Annotated in this window: 17 protein-coding genes; 11 read left to right on the top strand and 6 right to left on the bottom strand. The window is 72.1% G+C overall.

What is annotated here, in order from left to right; genetic code table 11:
• The 3 genes from ABFJ78_RS31505 to ABFJ78_RS31495 are packed head-to-tail and all read left to right on the top strand — an operon-like array spanning nt 1 to nt 3292.
• Nucleotides 1-1128, top strand: a complete 1128-nt coding sequence (locus ABFJ78_RS31505; protein ID WP_436390209.1) for a toxic anion resistance protein — start codon at nt 1-3, stop codon at nt 1126-1128.
• The gene (locus ABFJ78_RS31500) at nt 1125-2729 is read left to right on the top strand and encodes a substrate-binding domain-containing protein (RefSeq protein ID WP_436390208.1); all 1605 of its coding nucleotides are present in this window, start codon (nt 1125-1127) and stop codon (nt 2727-2729) included. The genes ABFJ78_RS31505 and ABFJ78_RS31500 overlap by 4 nt, the downstream gene beginning before the upstream one ends.
• Entirely contained in the window at nt 2726-3292 is a 567-nt protein-coding gene (locus ABFJ78_RS31495) for a hypothetical protein (RefSeq protein ID WP_436390207.1), read from the top strand. The genes ABFJ78_RS31500 and ABFJ78_RS31495 overlap by 4 nt, the downstream gene beginning before the upstream one ends.
• Nucleotides 3293-3352: 60 nt before the next feature.
• On the opposite strand, the gene ABFJ78_RS31490 is transcribed toward ABFJ78_RS31495, so the two are convergent.
• The 3 genes from ABFJ78_RS31490 to ABFJ78_RS31480 all read right to left on the bottom strand — a co-directional run bounded on the left by ABFJ78_RS31490 (nt 3353) and on the right by ABFJ78_RS31480 (nt 5802).
• Nucleotides 3353-4165 (bottom strand): hypothetical protein, encoded by an 813-nt coding sequence (locus ABFJ78_RS31490; protein ID WP_436390206.1) that lies wholly within the window; start codon nt 4163-4165, stop codon nt 3353-3355.
• Nucleotides 4166-4493: 328 nt separating this feature from the next.
• The gene (locus ABFJ78_RS31485; protein WP_436390205.1) at nt 4494-4748 is read right to left on the bottom strand and encodes a hypothetical protein; all 255 of its coding nucleotides are present in this window, start codon (nt 4746-4748) and stop codon (nt 4494-4496) included.
• A 151-nt stretch (nt 4749-4899) separates the two neighbouring features.
• The gene (locus ABFJ78_RS31480; RefSeq protein WP_436390204.1) at nt 4900-5802 is read right to left on the bottom strand and encodes an ornithine cyclodeaminase family protein; all 903 of its coding nucleotides are present in this window, start codon (nt 5800-5802) and stop codon (nt 4900-4902) included.
• A gap of 43 nt (nt 5803-5845) precedes the next feature.
• On the opposite strand from ABFJ78_RS31480, the gene ABFJ78_RS31475 reads away from it, so the two are divergent.
• From ABFJ78_RS31475 to ABFJ78_RS31460, 4 genes are all read left to right on the top strand, one after another.
• On the top strand, nt 5846-6457 hold the full coding sequence (locus ABFJ78_RS31475) for a pentapeptide repeat-containing protein (RefSeq protein WP_436390203.1): 612 nt from the start codon (nt 5846-5848) through the stop codon (nt 6455-6457).
• Between the two features lie 28 nt (nt 6458-6485).
• Nucleotides 6486-7085 carry a sulfite oxidase-like oxidoreductase gene (locus ABFJ78_RS31470; RefSeq protein ID WP_436390202.1) on the top strand — a complete coding sequence of 200 codons (600 nt, stop codon included), beginning with the start codon at nt 6486-6488 and terminating at the stop codon, nt 7083-7085.
• A complete protein-coding gene (locus ABFJ78_RS31465; RefSeq protein WP_436390201.1) occupies nt 7055-7798 on the top strand; it encodes a ferredoxin reductase in 744 nt (247 codons plus the stop codon). Before ABFJ78_RS31470 ends, ABFJ78_RS31465 begins: the two co-directional genes overlap by 31 nt.
• Before the next feature lie 89 nt (nt 7799-7887).
• The gene (locus tag ABFJ78_RS31460; protein WP_436390200.1) at nt 7888-10509 is read left to right on the top strand and encodes a fibronectin type III domain-containing protein; all 2622 of its coding nucleotides are present in this window, start codon (nt 7888-7890) and stop codon (nt 10507-10509) included.
• 371 nt (nt 10510-10880) lie between these two features.
• Here the strand turns inward: ABFJ78_RS31460 and ABFJ78_RS31455 are convergent, their stop codons facing one another.
• Both ABFJ78_RS31455 and ABFJ78_RS31450 read right to left on the bottom strand, forming a co-directional pair.
• Nucleotides 10881-13283, bottom strand: coding sequence for a LuxR C-terminal-related transcriptional regulator (locus tag ABFJ78_RS31455; RefSeq protein ID WP_436390199.1), 2403 nt, complete (start codon nt 13281-13283; stop codon nt 10881-10883).
• Nucleotides 13280-14410 carry a molecular chaperone DnaK gene (locus tag ABFJ78_RS31450; RefSeq protein WP_436390198.1) on the bottom strand — a complete coding sequence of 377 codons (1131 nt, stop codon included), beginning with the start codon at nt 14408-14410 and terminating at the stop codon, nt 13280-13282. The genes ABFJ78_RS31455 and ABFJ78_RS31450 overlap by 4 nt, the downstream gene beginning before the upstream one ends.
• Nucleotides 14411-14712: 302 nt before the next feature.
• On the opposite strand from ABFJ78_RS31450, the gene ABFJ78_RS31445 reads away from it, so the two are divergent.
• The 3 genes from ABFJ78_RS31445 to ABFJ78_RS31435 all read left to right on the top strand — a co-directional run bounded on the left by ABFJ78_RS31445 (nt 14713) and on the right by ABFJ78_RS31435 (nt 18808).
• Nucleotides 14713-15723, top strand: a complete 1011-nt coding sequence (locus ABFJ78_RS31445) for an IniB N-terminal domain-containing protein (protein WP_436390197.1) — start codon at nt 14713-14715, stop codon at nt 15721-15723.
• A 101-nt stretch (nt 15724-15824) separates the two neighbouring features.
• Entirely contained in the window at nt 15825-17609 is a 1785-nt protein-coding gene (locus tag ABFJ78_RS31440) for a dynamin family protein (protein ID WP_436390196.1), read from the top strand.
• Nucleotides 17606-18808 carry a GTPase gene (locus ABFJ78_RS31435; protein ID WP_436390195.1) on the top strand — a complete coding sequence of 401 codons (1203 nt, stop codon included), beginning with the start codon at nt 17606-17608 and terminating at the stop codon, nt 18806-18808. The genes ABFJ78_RS31440 and ABFJ78_RS31435 overlap by 4 nt, the downstream gene beginning before the upstream one ends.
• On the opposite strand, the gene ABFJ78_RS31430 is transcribed toward ABFJ78_RS31435, so the two are convergent.
• A complete protein-coding gene (locus ABFJ78_RS31430; RefSeq protein ID WP_436390194.1) occupies nt 18805-19191 on the bottom strand; it encodes a RidA family protein in 387 nt (128 codons plus the stop codon). The two genes, ABFJ78_RS31435 and ABFJ78_RS31430, sit on opposite strands and share 4 nt — an antisense overlap.
• Nucleotides 19192-19283: 92 nt before the next feature.
• Between ABFJ78_RS31430 and ABFJ78_RS31425 the strand changes: the two genes are divergently transcribed.
• Nucleotides 19284-19646, top strand: a complete 363-nt coding sequence (locus tag ABFJ78_RS31425) for a winged helix-turn-helix transcriptional regulator (protein WP_436390193.1) — start codon at nt 19284-19286, stop codon at nt 19644-19646.
• Nucleotides 19647-19674: the final 28 nt, after the last annotated feature.

Raw genomic sequence — 19674 nt, 5'->3', positions numbered from 1 at the left:
ATGGACTTCGCGCTCACGCCGCCCGAGCCGGTCACCGCGATCCCGGCCGAACGCGCCGCCGGGCTGATCACGCTCAGTTCCGAGACGCGGTCGAAAGTCTCCACTCGCGCTTCGGAGTTCGCGTCCCGGCTCGAAGCCCTCGACGTCCGTTCGCCGGAGTTCACCGACCTGCTCGACGAGCTGCTGACCGTCGGCGAGGCCGACATGCGCGCGGCGGCCGGCGTCGCGGGAACGATGCTCGATCGCTCGTTGCGCAGCGCGGCATCGCCGCAGGACGGCGTCACGACGAGCCTCGCGAGCCTGCGCCGGACGGTCGCCGAGCTGGACCCGGCGAAGCTGCCGCTCACCGGCCGGAAGCTGCTGGGGATGTTCCCGGCCGCGGCCGGCGCGAAGCGGGCGCTGGACCGCTACCGCGCGGCGAACGAGCCGGTCAACGCGCTGGTCGTCGACCTGCGCGGCCGCCAGGACGTCCTGCGCCGCGACAACGCCTCGATCAAGGGCGAGCGCGAGCGGCTGTGGAAGGTCATGGGGAAGCTCGCCGAAGCGGCCGCCCTCGCCGAGGCCGTCGACGGCGCGATCGAAGCGCAGGCCGGCGTCTTCGACCTGACGGATCCCGGGCGTGCCAACGCATTGCGCGCAGACGTGCTGTACCCGATCCGGCAGCGGCACCAGGACCTGCTGACGCAGCTGGCCGTCAGCGCGCAGGGCTACCTCGCGCTGGACCTGGTGCGCAAGAACAACGACGAGCTGATCCGCGGCGTCGAACGGGCGGTGTCGACGACGGTTTCCGCGCTGCGCGTCGCGTTGCTGGTCAGCGGTGCTTTGGCGAGCCAGCGGGACGTCCTCGACGAGGTCGCGGCCCTGCAGGCGACCACCGACGGGCTGATCCGCGCCAACACCGAGCTGCTGGACCTGCAGACCGCGGAGATCCGCAAAGCGAGCAGCGACCCGGCCGTCGCGACCGAGACGATCCGCGCGTCCTTCGACCGGGTCTACGCCTCGATCGACGCGATCGACGGGTTCCGCGCCGACGCCGTCGCCGCGATGGGCGCGACCGTCGAGTCGCTGTCCGGCGAGATCCGCCGCGCCGAAGACCACCTGCGGCGTTCGCACGAGGGGGAAGCATGATCAGGAAGGTGCTGGCGCTCTTTTTGGGTGCCGCGTTGCTGGCGGGGTGTTCCGACTCGTCGTCCGCGCCGCTGGGGGACCCCGAGCCGGGGACCTTGCGGATCCTCGCGGGCAGCGAGCTGGCGGACATGCAGCCGGTGCTCGACGAAGCCGCTCGCGCTACCGGCGTCACGGTCAAGTTCACCTTCACCGGGACTTTGGAAGGCGCCGAAGCGCTGGCGAACGGCAGCGTCGACGGCAAGTACGACGCCGTGTGGTTCTCGTCGAACCGTTATCTCGCAGGGATTCCCGAAGCGGCGAAGCGGCTCGGCAACCAAGTCAAGATCATGAGTTCGCCGGTGGTGCTGGGGCTGGCCACGTCGGTGGTGCGGCGGCTCGGCTGGGCAGGCAAGCCGGTCAGCTGGGGCGAGATCGCCGCGCAGGCCGGGAAGAAGACGTTCAGCTACGGGATGACGGACCCGTCGGCGTCGAACTCCGGGTTCTCGGCGCTGGTCGGCGTCGCTTCGGCGCTGGCGGGCGCGGGCAACGCGATCGATGCCCAGCAGATCGCTTCGGTGACTCCGCAGCTGACGCAGTTCTTCAGCGCCCAGGCGCTTTCGGCCGGCTCTTCGGGGTGGCTGTCGGACGCGTACATCCGGCGCGCGACCGGCCCGGACCCGGTCGACGGGCTGATCAACTATGAATCCGTGCTGCTGTCGGCGAACGCGTCCGGGAAGCTGCCCGAGCCGCTGACGCTGGTCTACCCGAGCGACGGCGTCGTCACGGCGGACTACCCGCTGTCCCTGCTGGCTTCCGCCGGCGACGACGCGCGGTCGGCGCACCAGCGGCTTTCGGACTACCTGCGCACGCCGGACGTCCAGCAGCGGATCATGGAGACCACCCAGCGGCGGCCGGTCGTTCCAGGTGTCGCGCTGGGGTCGCGGTTCACCGCGCGCGACCTCGTCGAGCTGCCGTTCCCGGCGACGCAGCAGGCCGTGGACGCGCTGCTCCAGGCGTACTTCGACAAGATCCGGCGGCCGTCGCGGACGCTGTACGTGCTGGACACGTCCGGGTCGATGAAGGGCGACCGGATCGACTCGCTGCGGACGGCGCTGGTGGGGCTGACGGGGGCGGACAACTCGCTGACGGGCCGGTTCCGGCGGTTCCGGAGCCGGGAGGAGGTGACGATGCTGCCGTTCAACACGGTGCCTTCGCGGCCATCGACGTTCACCGTGCCGGAGCAGGATCCTTCGGGTGAGCTGGCGCGCATCAAGGCGTTCGCCGAGGGGCTGTCGGCCAACGGCGGGACGGCTATCTACGACAGCCTCTCCGACGCCTATCGGGTGCTCGAACCCTTGGCGGCGCGCGACCCGGACCGGTTCACGTCCGTCGTCCTGATGACCGACGGCGAGAACGCGAACGGCTCGTCCCTGGCGGACTTCCAGGCGTCGTTCGGCTCGCTGCCGCCCGCGATGAAGCAGGTGCCCGTGTTCACCGTGCTGTTCGGGGAGGGGAGCGGCGACGAGCTGACCCAGGTGGCCACGCTGACCGGCGGGAAGGTGTTCGACGCCCGGAAAGTCCAGCTGTCCGACGTCTTCCAGGAGATCCGCGGGTACCAATGATGCTGCGTTATCTGGGGTCGGGCAAGAACCTCCTCGGCTGTGTCGGCGGCCTGATCGGCGTTGTGCTGTACCTGACCGGGGTGGTCGGGTGGTTCTGGCCGTTCGTCGTCGTGGCGTTGTACTTGGCGGGTGCTTTGCTGGCGCCTGCCGAGAAGGTGCGGTTGGTGCCGGACCTCTCGGCTTCGCTGCTTTCGTCCTTGGAGACCTTGGTTTCACGGGTCTCTTCGCAGGCGTCGCGAATGCCTGAGTCTACTGTGGACACCGTCGGTCGGATCGCTGCGATCTTGCGCGACTTGCTGTCGGACCCGGCGCGCCTGGCCGCCGATCCTGATCTGCGGCACTTCCTTGTTCGTCTGGTGCGGACGGATTTGCCGCTGTCGCTGGAGACCTACCTGAATCTGCCGTGGTGGTTCGCTTCCCGGCGGGCCGGCGCGGGTGAGGAACTGGTGACCCAGCTGGGTTTGCTCGAAGCGGAGGCCCATCGGGTGGCCGAGCGGTTCTACGCCTCCGAAGTCGACCGGCAGGCCGATCACACGCGGTATCTGCGAGACCGGGACGTGTGAGTTTCCGGCCCTACCCTTGTGAGTGATGACGTTCGAACGCGCGTTCGAGTAGCTTCGAGGTCATGGACGCGAACCGAGTTTCGGCAAGGTCAGGGTCACCGCTGCGGTGGTCAACCAGCTCAACAGATCGGCGAGAGGAATGCGGGAAAGCCGTTCCGGCCACTCTTCCGCGACGGTGTGCAGCACGAGTTCGTCGTGCCGGGGTTCCACCTTCGTCAGCTTTATCCCCGACGGGAGTTCCGGCAGGGGAAGCACGATGGGGTGAAAGCGCTTCGGTGGGCGAAGTTGTCGTTGTCCTATGTGGAGTGTCCGGGGGACGAGCACGACGGCGTCGTCGGCCACCTGGGCCTCGAGGGTCAAGTGGCCCCAGTGGGGCTTCTTGGCCCAGTGGATCTGGAGCAGCCCGCTGTCGGCCGGCGCGGCCACGATCCCGGGCCGGACCTGCGCCACCCTTTCGCGGAGCACATCCGCGGAGACGGCGATCCGCAGGTCGACGCGGGCCGGTTTGGCGGCGGGAGCCGGGAGTGAGCGGAGGCGGACGTCCTCGGCGAGCACGGTGACCCGGCGCAGCGGAATGCTGCCCCCTTCGGGTTCGGGCCAGTCGACGTCTTCGGCGACGAGGCGCACGTCGCCGACGCGTCCGGTGGCCAGCCGGAGACTGTCGGCCGGGTAGTCGAGTTCGGCGAGGGTCAGGCCGACTTCCCGGTCCCCGACCTTGGCGGTCAGCCGCCGCCCGACGAGCTGCTCCGTGACGGTCCGCGCCAGCGCGGCCGGCGTGACGGGGACGTTCGGCAGCAGGGAACGTCCGGCCGCGGCCAGCCCGGCCAGCTCGGGCCAGGGCGACCAGCCGTCGAACCACCTGCCGTCACTCATCCGTCCAGTGTCGCGCAGGGAGAGGCAGCGCGCCGACGCCAGGTAACGCAAAAGGAGGTTTCTCACGCGGCGGCGGTTATCGACGTGGCGGGCGTTTATCGCCCGGCGGCCGTTGGTCCGAGGAGGCGGCTGGTGTTCCGTGGCAGTGGCCTGGTCAGCGGGTAACGCCCGGCGGTGGCGGCTGCTGCTCCACGGCTCCAGCCCGGCAGCGGGTGTTTTCCCGCGGCGGCCGTTGTGCCGCAGCAGGCGGCGGATCGTGAGCCACCTGCCGCCACCGGAGGGGGCAGTGACGGCAGGTGGCAGCGTGGAGGGCGACGTCGCCCGCCGGTCACCGGCCCGCGAAGCGGGCGATGAGGCCGGTGATGACCAGCCAGAACACCGCGGCCAAGCCGAAGTCGAGGATGACTTGCAGGCTGCCGTTGTCCACGTTGAACAGCCCCGGCCAGAACAACGCGAGAGGGACAGCCAACGACTTGATGAAGATGAAGAAGGCGTTGCCGGCATTGGCGCCGGCGAGCACCATGATCATGTAGAGAACTTCGATCCCCGCGAAGATCGCGCCGATCGCCGTGATGACCCGCACGGCCGTGTTCCGTCTGGTGGTGGTTCGCCAAGGAGACATGTCCGGAAAATTCCCGGATCGGGTGACCGATCAAACGCTCAATCCGCAAGATTGCGCCGTTCGGCCGCTCCTCGTTGCTCTCCGCCGCTCCATTCGGACGCTCCGTGAGCCGTTAGCGCGTCCCCGCGTCACCCAGCAACCTCGCGATGGCCCAATCCTGCACCGCGAGGCCCACCGACTTGAACACCGTTCGCCCGCTCACCGCCGGCGGTGTCCGCAACGCATCCCCGAGTTCGACCAACGAAGACCGCGCCACCAACCCGGCGTCCACCGCGTGGATCACCTCACCGGCCTCCTCGAGCACCGCCTCGACCTGATCCACCACCACGCACGCGGCACCCCCGAGCAATCCGGCCGGAAGCTCCCGCATGGAAGGCAGGTACGACCCGATCGCGTTGACGTGAACCCGCTCCGGCAAGTCGTCCACATCGAACAGAGGAGTCGAAGATGACGTAGCACAGCACACGATTTCCGCGTCGGAGACGGCGTCCGCGGCAGACGTGGCCACCCGCGTCACGATGCCCGGGAACTCGGCACCCATCCGTTCCGCGAAGGCGTGCGCGCGCGACGGCGAGCGGCCGAACACCGCCAGCCGGCTCAGCGGACGGACCGCGGCCACCGCGCGCACCTGGTCGGCGGCCTGCGCGCCGGTGCCGAGGAGCGCCAGCCGGTCGGCGGACGCCGGGGCGAGCAGGTCCGTCGCGACGCCGGATGCTGCGCCCGTGCGCAAGGTGGTCACCTCGATCGCGTCGGCGACCACCTGGCCCGCGGCCGTATTCCACACGAGCGTCCCGAGGATCATCGGGGTCCGGCCGGCGACCAGGCTGAGCGTCTTCACCACCGTCGTCGACGTCGGCGTATGGCACGCGCTCATCACCAGCGTCGTGCCGCCGCCGAAGGACAGCCGTTGCGGTACCACGAATCGGCCGGCGGTGAGGTCGAGGAAGGCCTCCCGGACCGCGTCGACGGCGGCCGTCATCGGCACGGCTTCCCGGACGGCTTGGGCATCGAGCATGCGCGGACCTTTCGGAGCCGGAAACTCCCGCTAGCCTGACGGGGTGCCCGATGCCACGCAAGATCCACCCGTCGAAGAACAGCGGTTCGTCCGCGACGACTGGTACGGAGAGGAGATCACCGGACGGCACTACGTGCGCTGCGAGTTCCTCGAGGTCGACCTCTCGGAGGCGCAGACGCGGAACACGGTCTTCACCGACTGCGTGTTCGGGAACGTGCGGTTCAACGCGTCCCGCCACACGGACTCGGCGTTCACCGGCTGCTCCTTCAAGCGGTGCAACTTCTTCGACGCCGAGTTCACCGGGTGCAAGCTCGTCGGCGCGACGTTCAGCGAGTGCGAGTTGCGGCCGCTGCGGGTCACCGGCGGCGACTGGTCGTTCGCCGGGCTGGCGGGTGCCGACCTGCGGTCGGTCGCCTTCCACGGGGTGCGGATGCGCGAAGCCGACCTCACCGGGGCGAACTGCGGCGACGCCGTGTTCGCCGACGTCGACCTCTCGGGCGCGACGCTGCACGCCGTCAAGCTGCCGCGCGCGGAGCTGCGGGGCAGCGACCTGTCGGCGCTCGACCCGGTGAACGCCGACCTGGCGGGGGCGATCGTGTCACCCGAACAGGCTGCGGTGCTCGTCACGTCGCTCGGGCTGCGCGTCCGGGCGTAGGCTCGGGCCGACCGGGAAGGAGTGCCGCATGGGCGTCGTGACACCGGGGTTCCACGGCCGGGCCCGCAGCGGCAACCCGCGCCTGCCACCCGGGCAGTACCTCGCCGAGGACTTCCCCGTGCTGTCGGCGGGACCGACTCCGCGCGTGCGCACCGAGACGTGGGAGTTCACGGTCACCACCGAGACCGGCGAGAAGCACGCCTGGAGCTGGGCCGAACTGATGGCCCTGCCCAGCGAGAAGCCCACAGTGGACATCCACTGCGTCACGCAGTGGTCCAAATTGGACACCCACTGGCGCGGCGTCTCGGTGGACACGCTGGTGGGCGGGCTCGACACGGCCGCCGACTACGTCATGGTGCACTCCTACGGCGGCTACACCACGAACCTGCCACTCGCCGACCTGCTCGACGGCCAGGCCTGGATCGCCTACGAGTACGGCGGCAAGCCGCTGACCCCCGAGCACGGCGGCCCGGCGCGGCTGCTCGTGCCGCACCTGTACTTCTGGAAGTCCGCGAAGTGGGTGCGCGGCCTGGAGCTGAAGACCCGGGACGAGCCCGGGTTTTGGGAGAACATCGGCTATCACGACTACGGGGATCCATGGCGCGAACAGCGGTATCAGGGCGACTAGCCTGGCGGGTCGCCCGCCTGGCCGAAATCCGCGACGAGACCCCGACGGCCCGCACACTCGTCTTCGACCTGCCCGGCTGGCCGGGCCACCTGGCGGGGCAGCACGTCGACGTCCGGCTGACCGCCGCCGACGGCTACCGCGCGCAGCGCAGCTACTCGCTCGCCGCGCCCGCCGACGGCGACCGGGTCGAACTGACGGTTCAGCGCGTCGCCGACGGCGAGGTGTCCGAGCACCTGACCGGCCCGTACGCCGTCGGCGACCCGGTCGAGATTCGCGGCCCCGTCGGCGGCTGGTTCGTCTGGCGTCCGACGGACCCCGAGCCGGTCCTGCTCGTCGCGGGCGGCTCGGGCATCGTGCCGCTGATGGCGATGATCCGCGCCCGCCGCGCGGCCGGCGTCCGCACGCCGTTCAAACTGATCTACTCGCTGCGCACGCCGGCCGAGCAGTACTACGCCGACGAGCTGCGCACGCCGGTGGCCGGGCTGGACATCACCTACGTCTACACGCGCGAGCTGCCGGAGGGCCGTCCCGGCATCCCGCGGCGCATCGACGTGGCCACGCTCAACACGGCGAGCTGGCCGGCGGAGTTCGGCGCGTCGTGCTTCGTCTGCGGGCCGACGGGCTTCGTCGAGACCGTGGCCGACATCCTGGTCGCCCTCGGTCACGACCCGCACCGCATCCGCACGGAGCGATTCGGCCCCAGCCGCGACTGACCGGACAAGCATCCGATGAATAGGTGACAAGACGCCCCGCTGAGCGGGAACTTGTCGACATTGGCGACTAGAGATCCTATGTTTCGTCCATGCTGACGAAGTGGGGCTCGAAGCGGCGCCGCACCGTGGTGACCGTTCTCCTGGGGGCGGGCGCGCTGCTCGCCGCGACCGGTCCGGCCGCCGCCGCGGCTCCGGACTCCGCCGCCGATCGGGACGTCTACGTCTCGCCGACCGGCTCCGACCACGCCCCGGGCACCGCGCACCGGCCCGTGCGGACCCTCGGCAAAGCGCGCGACCTCGTGCGCCAACGCGCGCCGCACCTCACGCGCGACCTCACCGTGCACGTCGCTCCCGGCGTCTTCCGGCTGACCGAGCCGCTGCGGCTCGACGCCCGGGACTCGGGCGGCAACGGCCACCGCGTCATCTGGCAGGGCAGCGGCGACACCGAGCTGAACGGCGGCGTGCGCGTCACCGGGTGGCGGCCGGTCCCGGGCCGTCCCGGCCTGTTCGCCGCGGCCACGCCCGCCGGGCTCGACAACAGCCGGCAGCTGTACGTCGACGGCGTCCGCGAACAACGCGCCCGCGGTCCGCTGCCGGTGACCGTCAAAGCCACGGCCACCGGCTACACCGCGAGCGCCGACACCCTGGCGCACTGGCGCAACCCGAAGGACATCGAGTTCGTCTACACCGCCGGCGAAGCGCTCTGGAACATCCAGCGCGACGGCCTCGGCCAGTGGACCGAGCCGCGCTGCCCGCTCGCCGCGGCCGACGGCACGACCGTCACCATGGCCCAGCCGTGCTGGGACAACTCGACCAGACGCGTGCTCTTCCCGGACATCCCCGGCCGCAGCGTCAACATGGTCGGCCCGGCCGACCTCACCAACGGCCGGCACCCGACGTACGCGGAGAACGCCTTCGAGCTGCTCGACACCCCGGGCGAGTGGTACCTCGACCGGAGCGCGCACGTCGTCTACTACCTGCCGAGGCCGGGCCAGGACCTGCGCCGCGCCGACGTCGAGGTGCCGGTGCTGGAAAAGCTCGTCGACGCACGGGGCATCCACGACGTCGCCTTCCGCGGGTTGCGCTTCTCCTACGCGACGTGGCTGACGCCGTCGTCGCCGGAAGGCTTCTCCGAAATCCAGGCGGGCTACACGATCACCGGCGCCGGCGGCTGGGCCACGCAAGGGCTCTGCCAGTTCGTGCCCGGCGGCACCTGCCCGTACGCGTCCTGGACGCGCGAGCCCGCGAACGTCTCCGTGTCGCACGGGCAACGCGTCGAGTTCAGCGACAGCGTGTTCGCGCACCTCGGCGGCGCCGGGCTGGACCTCATCGACGGCACCAAGGAGTCCCGGGTCCGCGGCGACATCTTCACCGACATCTCGGGCAACGGCGTCCAGCTCGGCGGAGTCGACAAACCGACCACGGACACCGACGCCGACGTCGTACGCGACATCGCGGTGACCGACAACCACCTCTACGGCCTGCCGCGCGAGTTCCACGGCGGCGTGCCGATCGTCAACGGCTACACCGTGCGGAACACCCTGTCCCACAACCAGATCGACCACGTCGGCTACTCGGCGATCTCCGTCGGCTGGGGTGGCTGGCCGGACAAGATCCAGCGCCCGGCGACGCCGAACCTGTCGCACGACAACGTCGTCTCGGACAACCTGATCTTCGACTACATGCTGATGCTCGACGACGGTGGCGGCGTCTACACCCAGGGCATCACCGGCACCTCCCTCGACGACGGCGAGAAGGTCACCGGCAACGTGATCCACGACCAGTGGGGGCTGGGCAAGGGCGTCTACACCGACAACGGGAACACGTACGAGACGATCCGCGGCAACGTCCTTTACGACATGGCGTACGCGAACGTCGGCACGGTGCACGTCGACTACCGCGACGGCCTGGGCAACAACGACCCGACGCTGACCGAGGGCAACTACTGGGAGCAGGGCGACCGGGACAAGGTCGACAAGGGCGCGATCACGCGCGGCAACAAGCTCCTGGCGAACCCGGCCGAAGCACCGGCGGCGATCGTCGCGAACGCGGGCCTCGAACCGGAGTACCGCGGCCTCCTGACCCGCCGGGTGGGCGGGCCGGCGCCGGCCGAAGCACCGTCGCGAGTGGGCACGTTCGCCGTCGCCGGGAAGCTCTACGCCACCTGGAATCCGACGTACGCGTTCAACAACGCCCCCGTGACGCAGTACGTGGTGACGGCCACGGGCGGCGGCCGCACGGTCTCGACGACGATCTCCGCGGCCGACTTCGCAAACCGCGCGTACGCGGAGGTCCCGGGCCTGACGGACGGGACGGCGTACACGGTAACGGTCGCGGCCCGCAACGCTTACGGCACAAGCGAACCGTCCCTGGCCGCGGCCCCGGTGACGCCGGGCCCGAAGCCGGGAGCGCTGCCGGGACCCCCGACGAGCGCCCGGGCATTGCCGAGCGCGACGGCGGCCTCGATTCGCTGGAACCCCCCGGCGGCGACGGGCGACACGCCGGTCCTGGGCTACACGATCACGGTGTCCGACGGCCGCACGATCAAGGTGGCGGGCCGCGACGCCCTGGTCACCCAGCCGACGATCAAGGGCATGACAAGGGTGGTGGACAACCTGAAGCCGGCAACGACGTACACGTTCACGGTGGCGGCGGTAACGGCAACCGGAACCGGCCCGGCAGCCACCTTCACTGCGACGACCAGCGAATGAGGAAGTAATCCACAGGCCGGCCGTGATGTGGACAAAGCGGCCCGAGCAGCGGTCTTCCTGACCTTTTCGTCGGGCGCCCCCGATACGCTGGACAAGGGCACGCCCCCAGGGAGGGCGGGGGTCTGTCCGGGGTCGGCCGAGGCGGCGGCTGCGCGGGCTTGAGGGCGCTGAAGGGTGCATGAGATGAGAGCAAGGTGCTCCTTCTGCCCAGCGGCCGAGCCGCTCTGCCGCCGGTGACCGCTGGCCAGTGGTTTTGAATGAGTCATTCAGGTCTTGGGAGGTCCTGAATGAGTCATTCAAGACGTCGGCCGAGCCGTCGCCGACCACGCCACCGCGACTTTGCCGGGACCTGCCAGGGAGGGCAGGGCGCGCTAGGGGGCGTCCGGCCGCGAAAGCAGCTCTCGCAGCGTCGCGAGCAGCTCTCGCCGGTCCGACGCCCCCAGCTTTCCGCGGATCCGGGCCATGTGGTGCTCCACCGTCTTCCCGGAAATGAACAGCTTCGACCCGGCCTGCTTGTACGTCAGCCCCTCGACGACCAGCCGGGCCACCTCCAGCTCGCGCTCGCTCAACGCCGCCAGCCCCGTCCCCGCCGAGGCCGGCTCGGAAGTGCCCGGCTCGCGGCGGGCCGCCGTTCCCTGGAACTGGCGAGCCGCCTCCAGCAGCTGGACCATCGCCTTGCGGTCGGACGTGCGGATCGCCGCCTGACCCGCCAGCCGGGCCGCGTCCCAGCGCAATCCCAGGTCGTGCATCTCGGCCGCCGCCGCGGAGATGGTGTCCGGGTCGAACTGGCCGCCCAGGACCGACAGCCAGCACTGGGCCGCCGTTGCCAGCGCGCTCGGGTAGCGGCCGCAGTGGGCGTGCGTCGTCAACGTCGCCAGGTGCGCCTTCGCCGCTTCCGCGTCCTCCAACGTGATTGCCGCGTGGAGCTCGTGCCACACCAACGACACCGTCCACAGTGGAGGCTCGCCGAGGCGGGCCAGCAGTGCGTGCGCACGCTCGAGCTGGCCCGAAATCTTCGCGAACGCCCCCGTGCGGGCCGCCGCGATCGCCAGCTCGCCCAAGGGCAACAAGCCGAACAGGTCCGTCTGCTGGCGCATCGACGCCTGGTACGCGCGGTTCCACGACCGCTGCAGCCCGACCAGGTCGCTCGCCCGTCGCGCCAGGCCGAGCTCCAGCGTCGCGAAGAACAGCTCGTCGCGGGCCTCCAGGGTCCGGCCGGCCACGGCGTCGCGGTGCTCGGCCGCCGTCGCCAGGTCGCCCGCCGTCATCGCCACCCAGCCCAGCAGCAGCCGGTGGCGGACCGCCAGGAGGTCGCCGCCGATGCCGCCGTCGAGGGCGCGCGTCAGCACCGACTCCGCCAGCGCCAGCTCGCCCGTGTGCAGCGCCGCGAGCGCCGCCAGCGCAGCCGGGCTGTCCGGCAGCAGCGTGCCGCCCAGCGCCGGCTCCAGCATCGCCGCCGCGCCGAGCAGCGTCGACAACGTCTCCGTCGCGCAGCCGGACACCGAATCGGCGATGCCGCGGGCCATCCGGGTCGCCGCGCCGGCGAACAGCGTCGGCGCCACGCCGGGGGCGGGGGAGTCGAGGAGCCGCTGGGCGCCGGCCAGGTCGCCGGTGCCGACCAGCGCGATCGCCGCGAACGCGTCGGCCCCGGCCCAGGTGCCCGCGCCGTCCGGGGAGGTGCGGGACGCCCAGTGGTAGAGCTCCGCGCTGCGCGCCAGCTCGCCGCGGTGCGCCAGCACGGTCGCCGCGATCGCCGCGCCGGACGCGCGGGTTTCGGCGTCCGGGTCGCCGAGCATGCCGTCGCCGAGGCGCAACGCCGTGTCGAGGTCGCCCGACAACGCCGTCGCGCGCGCCCAGCCCGTCGTGACCGTGGAAGAACGGTCGCCCGCTTCGGCGGCCGCCTCGAACAACCGCGTCGCCAGCCGGGCGTCCGACGGCAGGGCTTCGGCGGCCGCGGCGGCGAACGCGGCCGCGGCGGACGCGCCCGAGCTGCCCGTGCCGAGCAGCGACCGGGCCAGGTCGAGCACCGGCAGGCCGTTCGCCAGCTGGAGCTCGACCAGCCGCTGCACCGTCGTCAGCCGGCGCGCGGGCGGCCCGAAGTCGCGGACGGCGGCCGCGGCCAGCGGCGGCAGCGTGTCGTCCGGGCCGAGCAGCCCGGTCGCGCGGGCGGCGTCGACGATCGCGGGCAGCCGGTCGGGGCCGCGGTCCAGCAGCGCGCACAGCAGGTCGAGGTTGCGCCCCGCCCCGGCTTCGGCCGCGGTCAGGTAGCGCAGGACGTCGTCGTCGAGTTCGTCCAGCTCCGGCCGGAAGTCCTCCAGCCGCCCGAGCAGCGCCCGCTCGGCCAGCCGCGGCACGCCGCCGCTGCGCGCGTGCAGCTCGGCCGCCGCGGCGGGATCGGCGGGCTGGCCCGTCACGGCCGTCATCAAGCGCGCGACGTCTTCGACGCCGAGCGGGCCGAGCTGCAGCAGCGTCCAGGCGGCCGAAACCGGGGCCGGCCGGTGCGCGACGACGATCGGGCCGTCCGCGCCGGTGAGCAGCTCCTCGAGCTGGTCGGGCGCCAGCCGGTCGGCGTCGTCGACGAGCAGGGCTTCGACGCCGGCTTCGCGGTAGCAGCGGTCGAGCGCGGCGAGCAGCACGCTCTTGCCGTAGCCGCCGGGCGCGACGACGGCGAGCCGCAGGGGCGTGGCCGGGGCGGCCGCGACCTGGTCGAGCAGCTGCCGGGCGGCCGGGTGCACGGGGACGAGCGGGGAGACCTGCGTGAGCAGAGTGTTCAACAGTGACCTTCACCGGAGGGGGCGCCGGGGCGGGCGCAGTGGCTCGGGACGGGGGAGGTGTCGGGGCCCGCGGTGGCTTCACGGGCGGTGAGGGTGATCACGACGGCCGAGATGGCCGCCGCGAGCACGAGGACCGCGGCGGCGAGGGGGCGCCGCCGCCGGAACAGGTTCAGCGGGGTGGCGCGCTCGGGCAGTTCGAACGGCGTGATGTCGACCGGCGGCCGGGGCGGCCGCTCGCCGAGGTCACCGAGCGTGTCCACCTGGGGGAGCAGGGTGGTCTCGACGGCGGGGGGTTCGTGCGGGGCACCCCGGTGGTCCGCGCGCAGCGCCGCGAGGGCGGCCGCGCCGAGGGCGGCGGCCGCCGGCGGAACCGGTCCCGCGAACACCGGGCACGGCGGCCGGGCCGGCAGCGCGTGCGGCGGGACGTCGCCGCAGAACACCACGCCGGCGAGGCCCTTGGGGGACGTCGAAGCCGCGCCGGCGAGGGCGAACAGCGTGCTGAGCGCGGCGGCCGGGGCCACGCCTTCGGCACCGGACGCGGGCTGCCACCCGCTCGCGCCGGTGGCCGTGGCCAGCGTGACGTTCACGCCGTCGGCGCCGAACTCGCACACCCCGGCGAACTGCGCGCCGGGGCCGGGGACGGGCAGGTGCGCGCCGAGCGCGGCGACCGAGCCCGGGACCAGCGTGACCGCGGTGAACCCGGCGTCGGCCAAGGCGCGGCGCAGCACGTCGCGGCGGTAGCCGCCCCAGTCGCCGGGATGGGTCAGCACGAGGTGCTGCGGGGGCCCGCCGAGCAGGTTCGCGGCGTGCTCGGCGATGCCTTCGACGAGCACGGTGGTCAGCGTCTCGGGCGGGAACGGCTCGCCTTCGACGAGCATCGGCACGTCGTCGCCGATCCGCCGGTGGAAGCCGGTGAGCAGCCGGGACGGGACCCGGGCGCCCGCCTGCGCGGCCGCGTCGCCCGTCAGCAGGTACCCCTCGTCGTCCAGGAACAGCGCGGACGCGGCGGCGGGGGTCCGGTCACCCAGCCAGAGGGGTTCGGGCTCGCCCCAGCCGGGGCCTTGCCGGCGGCAGGTCGCGGCGTGGGTCCGCCCCTGTGCCACATCGATCCCGAGGACGTAGGGCAACGGCGCTTCCTCCTCACCTCGCGGGGCCGATCGGGGGTGCGGAATCCCCCTAGGGCTCGGGGCATCCTCACCCAAACGGGTTAGTCAAGCAAGTAGTTGGAAGGATTTAATCCAACTGAGTGCGTCTCGGATGACCCCCTAACTCCCTAACGATGACATATCGATCCCCTATCGGCTGACTGACCCGCGACTCGGAGTGATCCCCGATGTGCGTGGGGGTACCGGCTCCCTAACTTGATGTCGGAGCACCGGTCCCTGCGGCCGATGCTGTCCCCCGAACCACCGGACCAGGAGAAATCCCCATGGACTCCGTGCAGACGTTGCACGACTTCGCTCTGAACCTGCTCAACGACCCGACCGCGCTCGCGGCTTTCGGGACGGACCCGCAGGGCGCCCTCGCCGCCGCCGGTCTCGGTGACGTCAGCGCCGCCGACGTGCACGAGGTCATCCCGCTGGTGCTCGACTTCGTCCCGGTCGACAGCCTCCCGGCCGTCGGTGGCCTTCCGGTCGTCGGCGACCTGGCCCCGGTCGGCACCGATGCCCCCGGCATCCAGGGTGCGATCGACCAGCTCACCGCCCTCACCGCGGGCCTCGGCCTGCCGGCCGTCCCGGAGCTGCCGGGCGTCGGCGACCTCGGCGTCGGCGAGCTGCCCGCCGTGGGCCAGCTGCCCGCCGTCGGCGCGCTCCCGGGCGTGAACGACATCACCAACGCCGCCAACGCGACCGCGCTGGCCGGCAACGTGACCGGCGCCGTCCTCGGCGGCGACCTGGCGAACGGCCTCGACTCGGCCGCGCTGACCAACCTGACCGCCGCGCCGGCGTACCTGACCGACGCCAACGACGGTGTCCTCGCCGGCGCCGTCGACCAGGGCTACCAGGCCGTCGGTGGCGCTGTCGACCAGGCGCACCAGGCCGTCGGCCTGGCCAACGCGCAGGTCCACGAGGTCACCGCCGACGTGAACGACGTCACCAGCGGCCTCGGTGTCGGCGACGCGGTGGGCAACCTCACCGGCCACATCGGCGACTTCTCCGGCATCCTCCAGGGCGCCGGCGACGTGGCCTCCACGCACGGTGGCGGCCACCACGGCGCCGGCCCGCTGGGCGAGGTCACCAACGTCGTGACGAACGCCACCGGCATCGACGTGGACCACAACGTCGCGGGCCAGGTCGCCGGCGCCGTGGGCGACATCGCCAGCGGCAACGGCACCGCCGTCCACGACGTGGTCTCCGACGTGGCGAACGTCAGCCACAACGCGCTGGGCAACCTGCACATCGGTGACATCGCGTCGAACGACATCCACCTCGGGCACTGATCCCCGAACCGGTCACCGGTGCCCGTCCCGCGGTCTGGGTGCAGCCGCGGGACGGGCACCCGGTGTGCGCACGGGGAGTAAACCGGGGACACTCGTCCGCTGTGACCGCACCGGCTTGGCTCGAAGTGCTCAACGAGACGCTGGACGCGTGCCGCACGCACGGCCGCGCAGATCTCGCCGAGCGCCTCCGCAGACGTCGAGACGCCCCCGAGGGGCAGATCCGCCTCGGCGTGCTCGGCTTCCCCAAACAGGGCAAGGGATACCTGCTCAACGCGGTGCTGAACGCGCCCGTGTGCGCGGTCGGTGACGCCGCGACCCCCGAGGTCCCCACCGAAATCGGCTACGCCGCCGAACCCGCCGCCACCCTGGTCGGCCGCTCCCGCGAACGCACCCCCGTCGCGGTCGAACGGCTCAGCGGTGAGCTCGGCGCCCGGCCCGCCGGCACGCTCAGCCGCGTCGAGGTCGGCGTGCCGCGGGAACTGCTTTCCGCCGGGCTCGTCCTGGTGGACACCCCGCCCGTCGGCGACCCGCGGTCGCCGCGCACCGCCGCGGCGCTCGACCTGCTCGCCGAAGCGGACGCCGTGATCCTCGTCTCCGACGCGACCGCGCCGCTCAGCGCGGCCGAGCTCGCGCTCGCCCGGCACGTGCGCACCTGGTGCCCGCACGTCGTGCTGGCGCTCACCAAGATCGACGCTTCGCCCGGGTGGCGCGCGGTCGCCGAACGCAACCGCGGGATGCTCGCCGAGGCGGGGATCGACGCGCCCGTTCTGCCGGTTTCGGCCGTCGTGCGCCAAGCCGCCGCGAAGGCGGGTGACGCCGAACTCAACGCGCGTTCGGGCTTTCCCGAGCTGCTCACGTGGATCGCCGAGCAGGCCGCGCGCCCGCCGGAGCAGTCCCGTGCCCTGCTGGCCGCGGTCGGGGTCCGCGCCGCCGCCGCGGAGCTCGTCGAGTCGCTGCGCGACCGCGTCGAGGCTGCGGGGCAGGACGCCGGGCTCGGCCAGGCCGCGCTGCTGCAGCGCGCGCAACGCCGGGCCGACGACCTGCGCCGGCAGAACACCCGGTGGCAGAACCTGCTTTCCGACGAAATCACCGACCTCATGGGTGACGTCGAGTACGACCTGCGCGAGCGGACGCGCAAGATCGTCAACACCATCGACCAGACCTTCGACGAGGGCGACCCGGCGAAGGTGTGGGACGAGTTCGCGCCGTGGCTGGACAACGCGCTGGCCGAAGCGATCGAGACGAACTACGCGTGGCTGACCGAGCGGGCGCAGTGGACCGCGCAGGCGGTCGCGGCGTGCTTCGGCGCCCAGTACGACCGCGCGCTGCCCGACCTGCCGCTCGACGGCTCGGGCATCGAAGGCCTCGACGACGTCCGGCGGCCGAAGATCGAGAAGTTCAAGATCGGCCAGCAGGCCTTCACCGGCCTGCGCGGCTCGTACGGTGGCGTGCTGATGTTCGGCCTCGTCACCAGCCTGCCGTGGCTGGGCCTGCCGCTGATCAACCCGGTCTCGATCAGCGCGGGCGCGGCGTTCGCGGTGAAGACGATCCGCGACGAGGGCGGGATGCGGCTGCAGCGGCGGCAAGCCGTCGCCAAGCAGGCCGCGCAACGGCACGTCGACGACGTGTTCCTGCGCTTCAGCAAGGAAAGCCGCGACGCGATCCGCGTCGTGCAGCGGCGGCTGCGCGACCACTTCACCGGCCTGGCCGAGGACCTCGCGGACGAGCTGACGCGCGAGCGCGAGACGATCATGGCCGGCTCGGCCGAGCGCGAGCGCCGGACCGGGCACATCCGCCGCGAGATCGACCGCCTGGCGGGCTTGCACCAGCGCGCCGGCGAGCTCGGCACGATCGCCGGCCGGAAGCGGCGGGAGCTTTCGGCGTGACCCAGGACGTCCGCGACCTGCTGCACGCCGCGGCCGGGCTCTACCGCGACGACCCGCGTGCTTCGGCGCTCCTGCACGACTGCCTGAACCGGCTGGAGCAGCCGCTGCGCGTCGCGTTCACCGGAGCGCCGTCGTCGGGCAAGTCGACGCTCGCCGCCGCGCTCGGCGAATGGCCGACGCGGGCGCTGCGCGACCTCGTGCTGCTCGACGACCCCGGCCCGGCCGACGACTTCCCGGACGCGACCGTGCGGCTCGTGCGGCACCTCGAGCCGGACGAGCTCGCGGCGGCGCACGCGCCGGGCGGTTCGCCGTTCGCGCGGCAGAGCGCGGTCAACTCGGTGCTGGTGCTGTCGCGGGCCGACGAGGTCGGCGCGGGCCGGATCGACGCGCTGCTGACCGCGAAGCAGCTCGCACGCCGGGCGTGGCGCGAAGACCCGCTGTGCACGGGCTTCCTGGGCGTGATCGCCGTCGCCGGCCAGCTGGCGTATGGCGGGCGATCCCTGCGCGACGACGAGTTCGATCTGCTCGCCGCGTTCGCCGCGGTGCCGCGCGAAGAGCTGGAACGGCACGTGCTCTCGGTGGACTCGTTCACCGATCCGGCGTTCCCCGGCCCGATCCCGGTCGAGACGCGGCGCTCGCTGGTGGTCCGGTTCGGGATGTTCGGCGTCCGGCTGGCGCTGACGCTGATCCGCACCGGCTGCGACGACCGCCTCAAGCTGTCGGCGGAACTGGTCCGCCGCAGCGGTCTCGGCGAGCTGCGGGACACCCTCGCGGGGTGTTTCGTGGCGCGCGCCGAAGCGTTGAAGGCGCGGACGGCGGTCATCCGGCTGGAGGCGTTGCTGGCGGCCCAGCCCCGCCCGGGCGGCGACCGGCTGGTGTCCCGGGTGGAGCGCTTCGCGGCGGCCGCGCACGACTTCCGCGAGCTGCGCCTGATCGCGGACATCACCGGCGGCCGCACGGCGTTGTCCGGCGAGCCGGCGGAAGAGGCGATCAGGTTGCTGGGCGCGCAGGGCACGTCCCCGGCGGACCGGCTGGGCCTGGAGCCGGACGCGGACCCCGGCGACATCTACGACGCGGGGTTGGACGCGCTGCGCCGCTGGCGCCACGAGGCGGAGCGCCCGGACAAGCCCCACGCCGAGCGCACCGCGGCGCACGTCGTGGTGCGGTCCACCGAGGGGCTCCTGGCGTTGTTCGCCTAGAGGACCGCGGTGGCTTCGACCTCGACCAGGTGCTCGGGGACGTCCAGCGCGGCCACCCCGATCAGCGTGGCCGGCGGTTTCGCGGTGGTCCCCAGCTTTTCGGCGGCGCGGGCGATCCCGTCCAGGAGTGCGGGCATCTTGTCCGGCGTCCAGCCGACGACGTAGCACGTCAGTTTCGCGACGTCGTCGAACGAACCGCCGGCCGCGGCCAAGGCCGTGGCGACGTTGAGGTAGCACTGCTCGACCTGCGCGGCGAGGTCGCTTCCGGCGGCCCAGTCGACCTGCCCGGCGACGAAGACGAGTTTCGTCCCCGACGCGATCGCCACTTGGTGGTACACGTCGATCTCGGGCAGCTCCGGGGGATTCACCAGGGTGACAGCCACTTTTCCTCCGTGGTCTCTTGTGGTTACCCAGGAACCGTAGGAGAGTGCTGGACGATGCGGAAGAAGGCACTTTTCGGTGACGGGGGAACCACATGGTGACCAAGCAGGACGCGGACCTCTCCCGCGCGGATTCGCTCGCCCGCGAGATCTTCTCCGACGTCGCCAACAAGTGGGCGTTCCTGATCATCGAGACCCTCGGCGACCGCACCCTGCGCTTCAGCGAGCTGCGCGACGCCGTCGAGGGCATCAGCCACAAGATGCTCACCCAGAACCTGCGGATGCTGGAGCGCAACGGCCTCGTCGAGCGCGAGGTGCACCCGACCGTGCCGCCGCGGGTCGAGTACACCCTCACCGAACCGGGGCAGGGGCTGCGCGCGACCGTCGACGCCATGTGCGGATGGACGCAGCGGTTCCTCGGCGACATCGAGGCGGCGCGGCACCGGTTCGAAGCCTGACGCGCCAAGAAGAAACGGGCAATCCGGG

It is taken from the genome of Amycolatopsis sp. MEPSY49 (genome assembly GCF_051337345.1).
Lineage (GTDB): Bacteria > Actinomycetota > Actinomycetes > Mycobacteriales > Pseudonocardiaceae > Amycolatopsis.
Note: the sequence above shows the minus strand (reverse complement) of the source record. Positions and strands in the feature narration are given on the sequence as shown.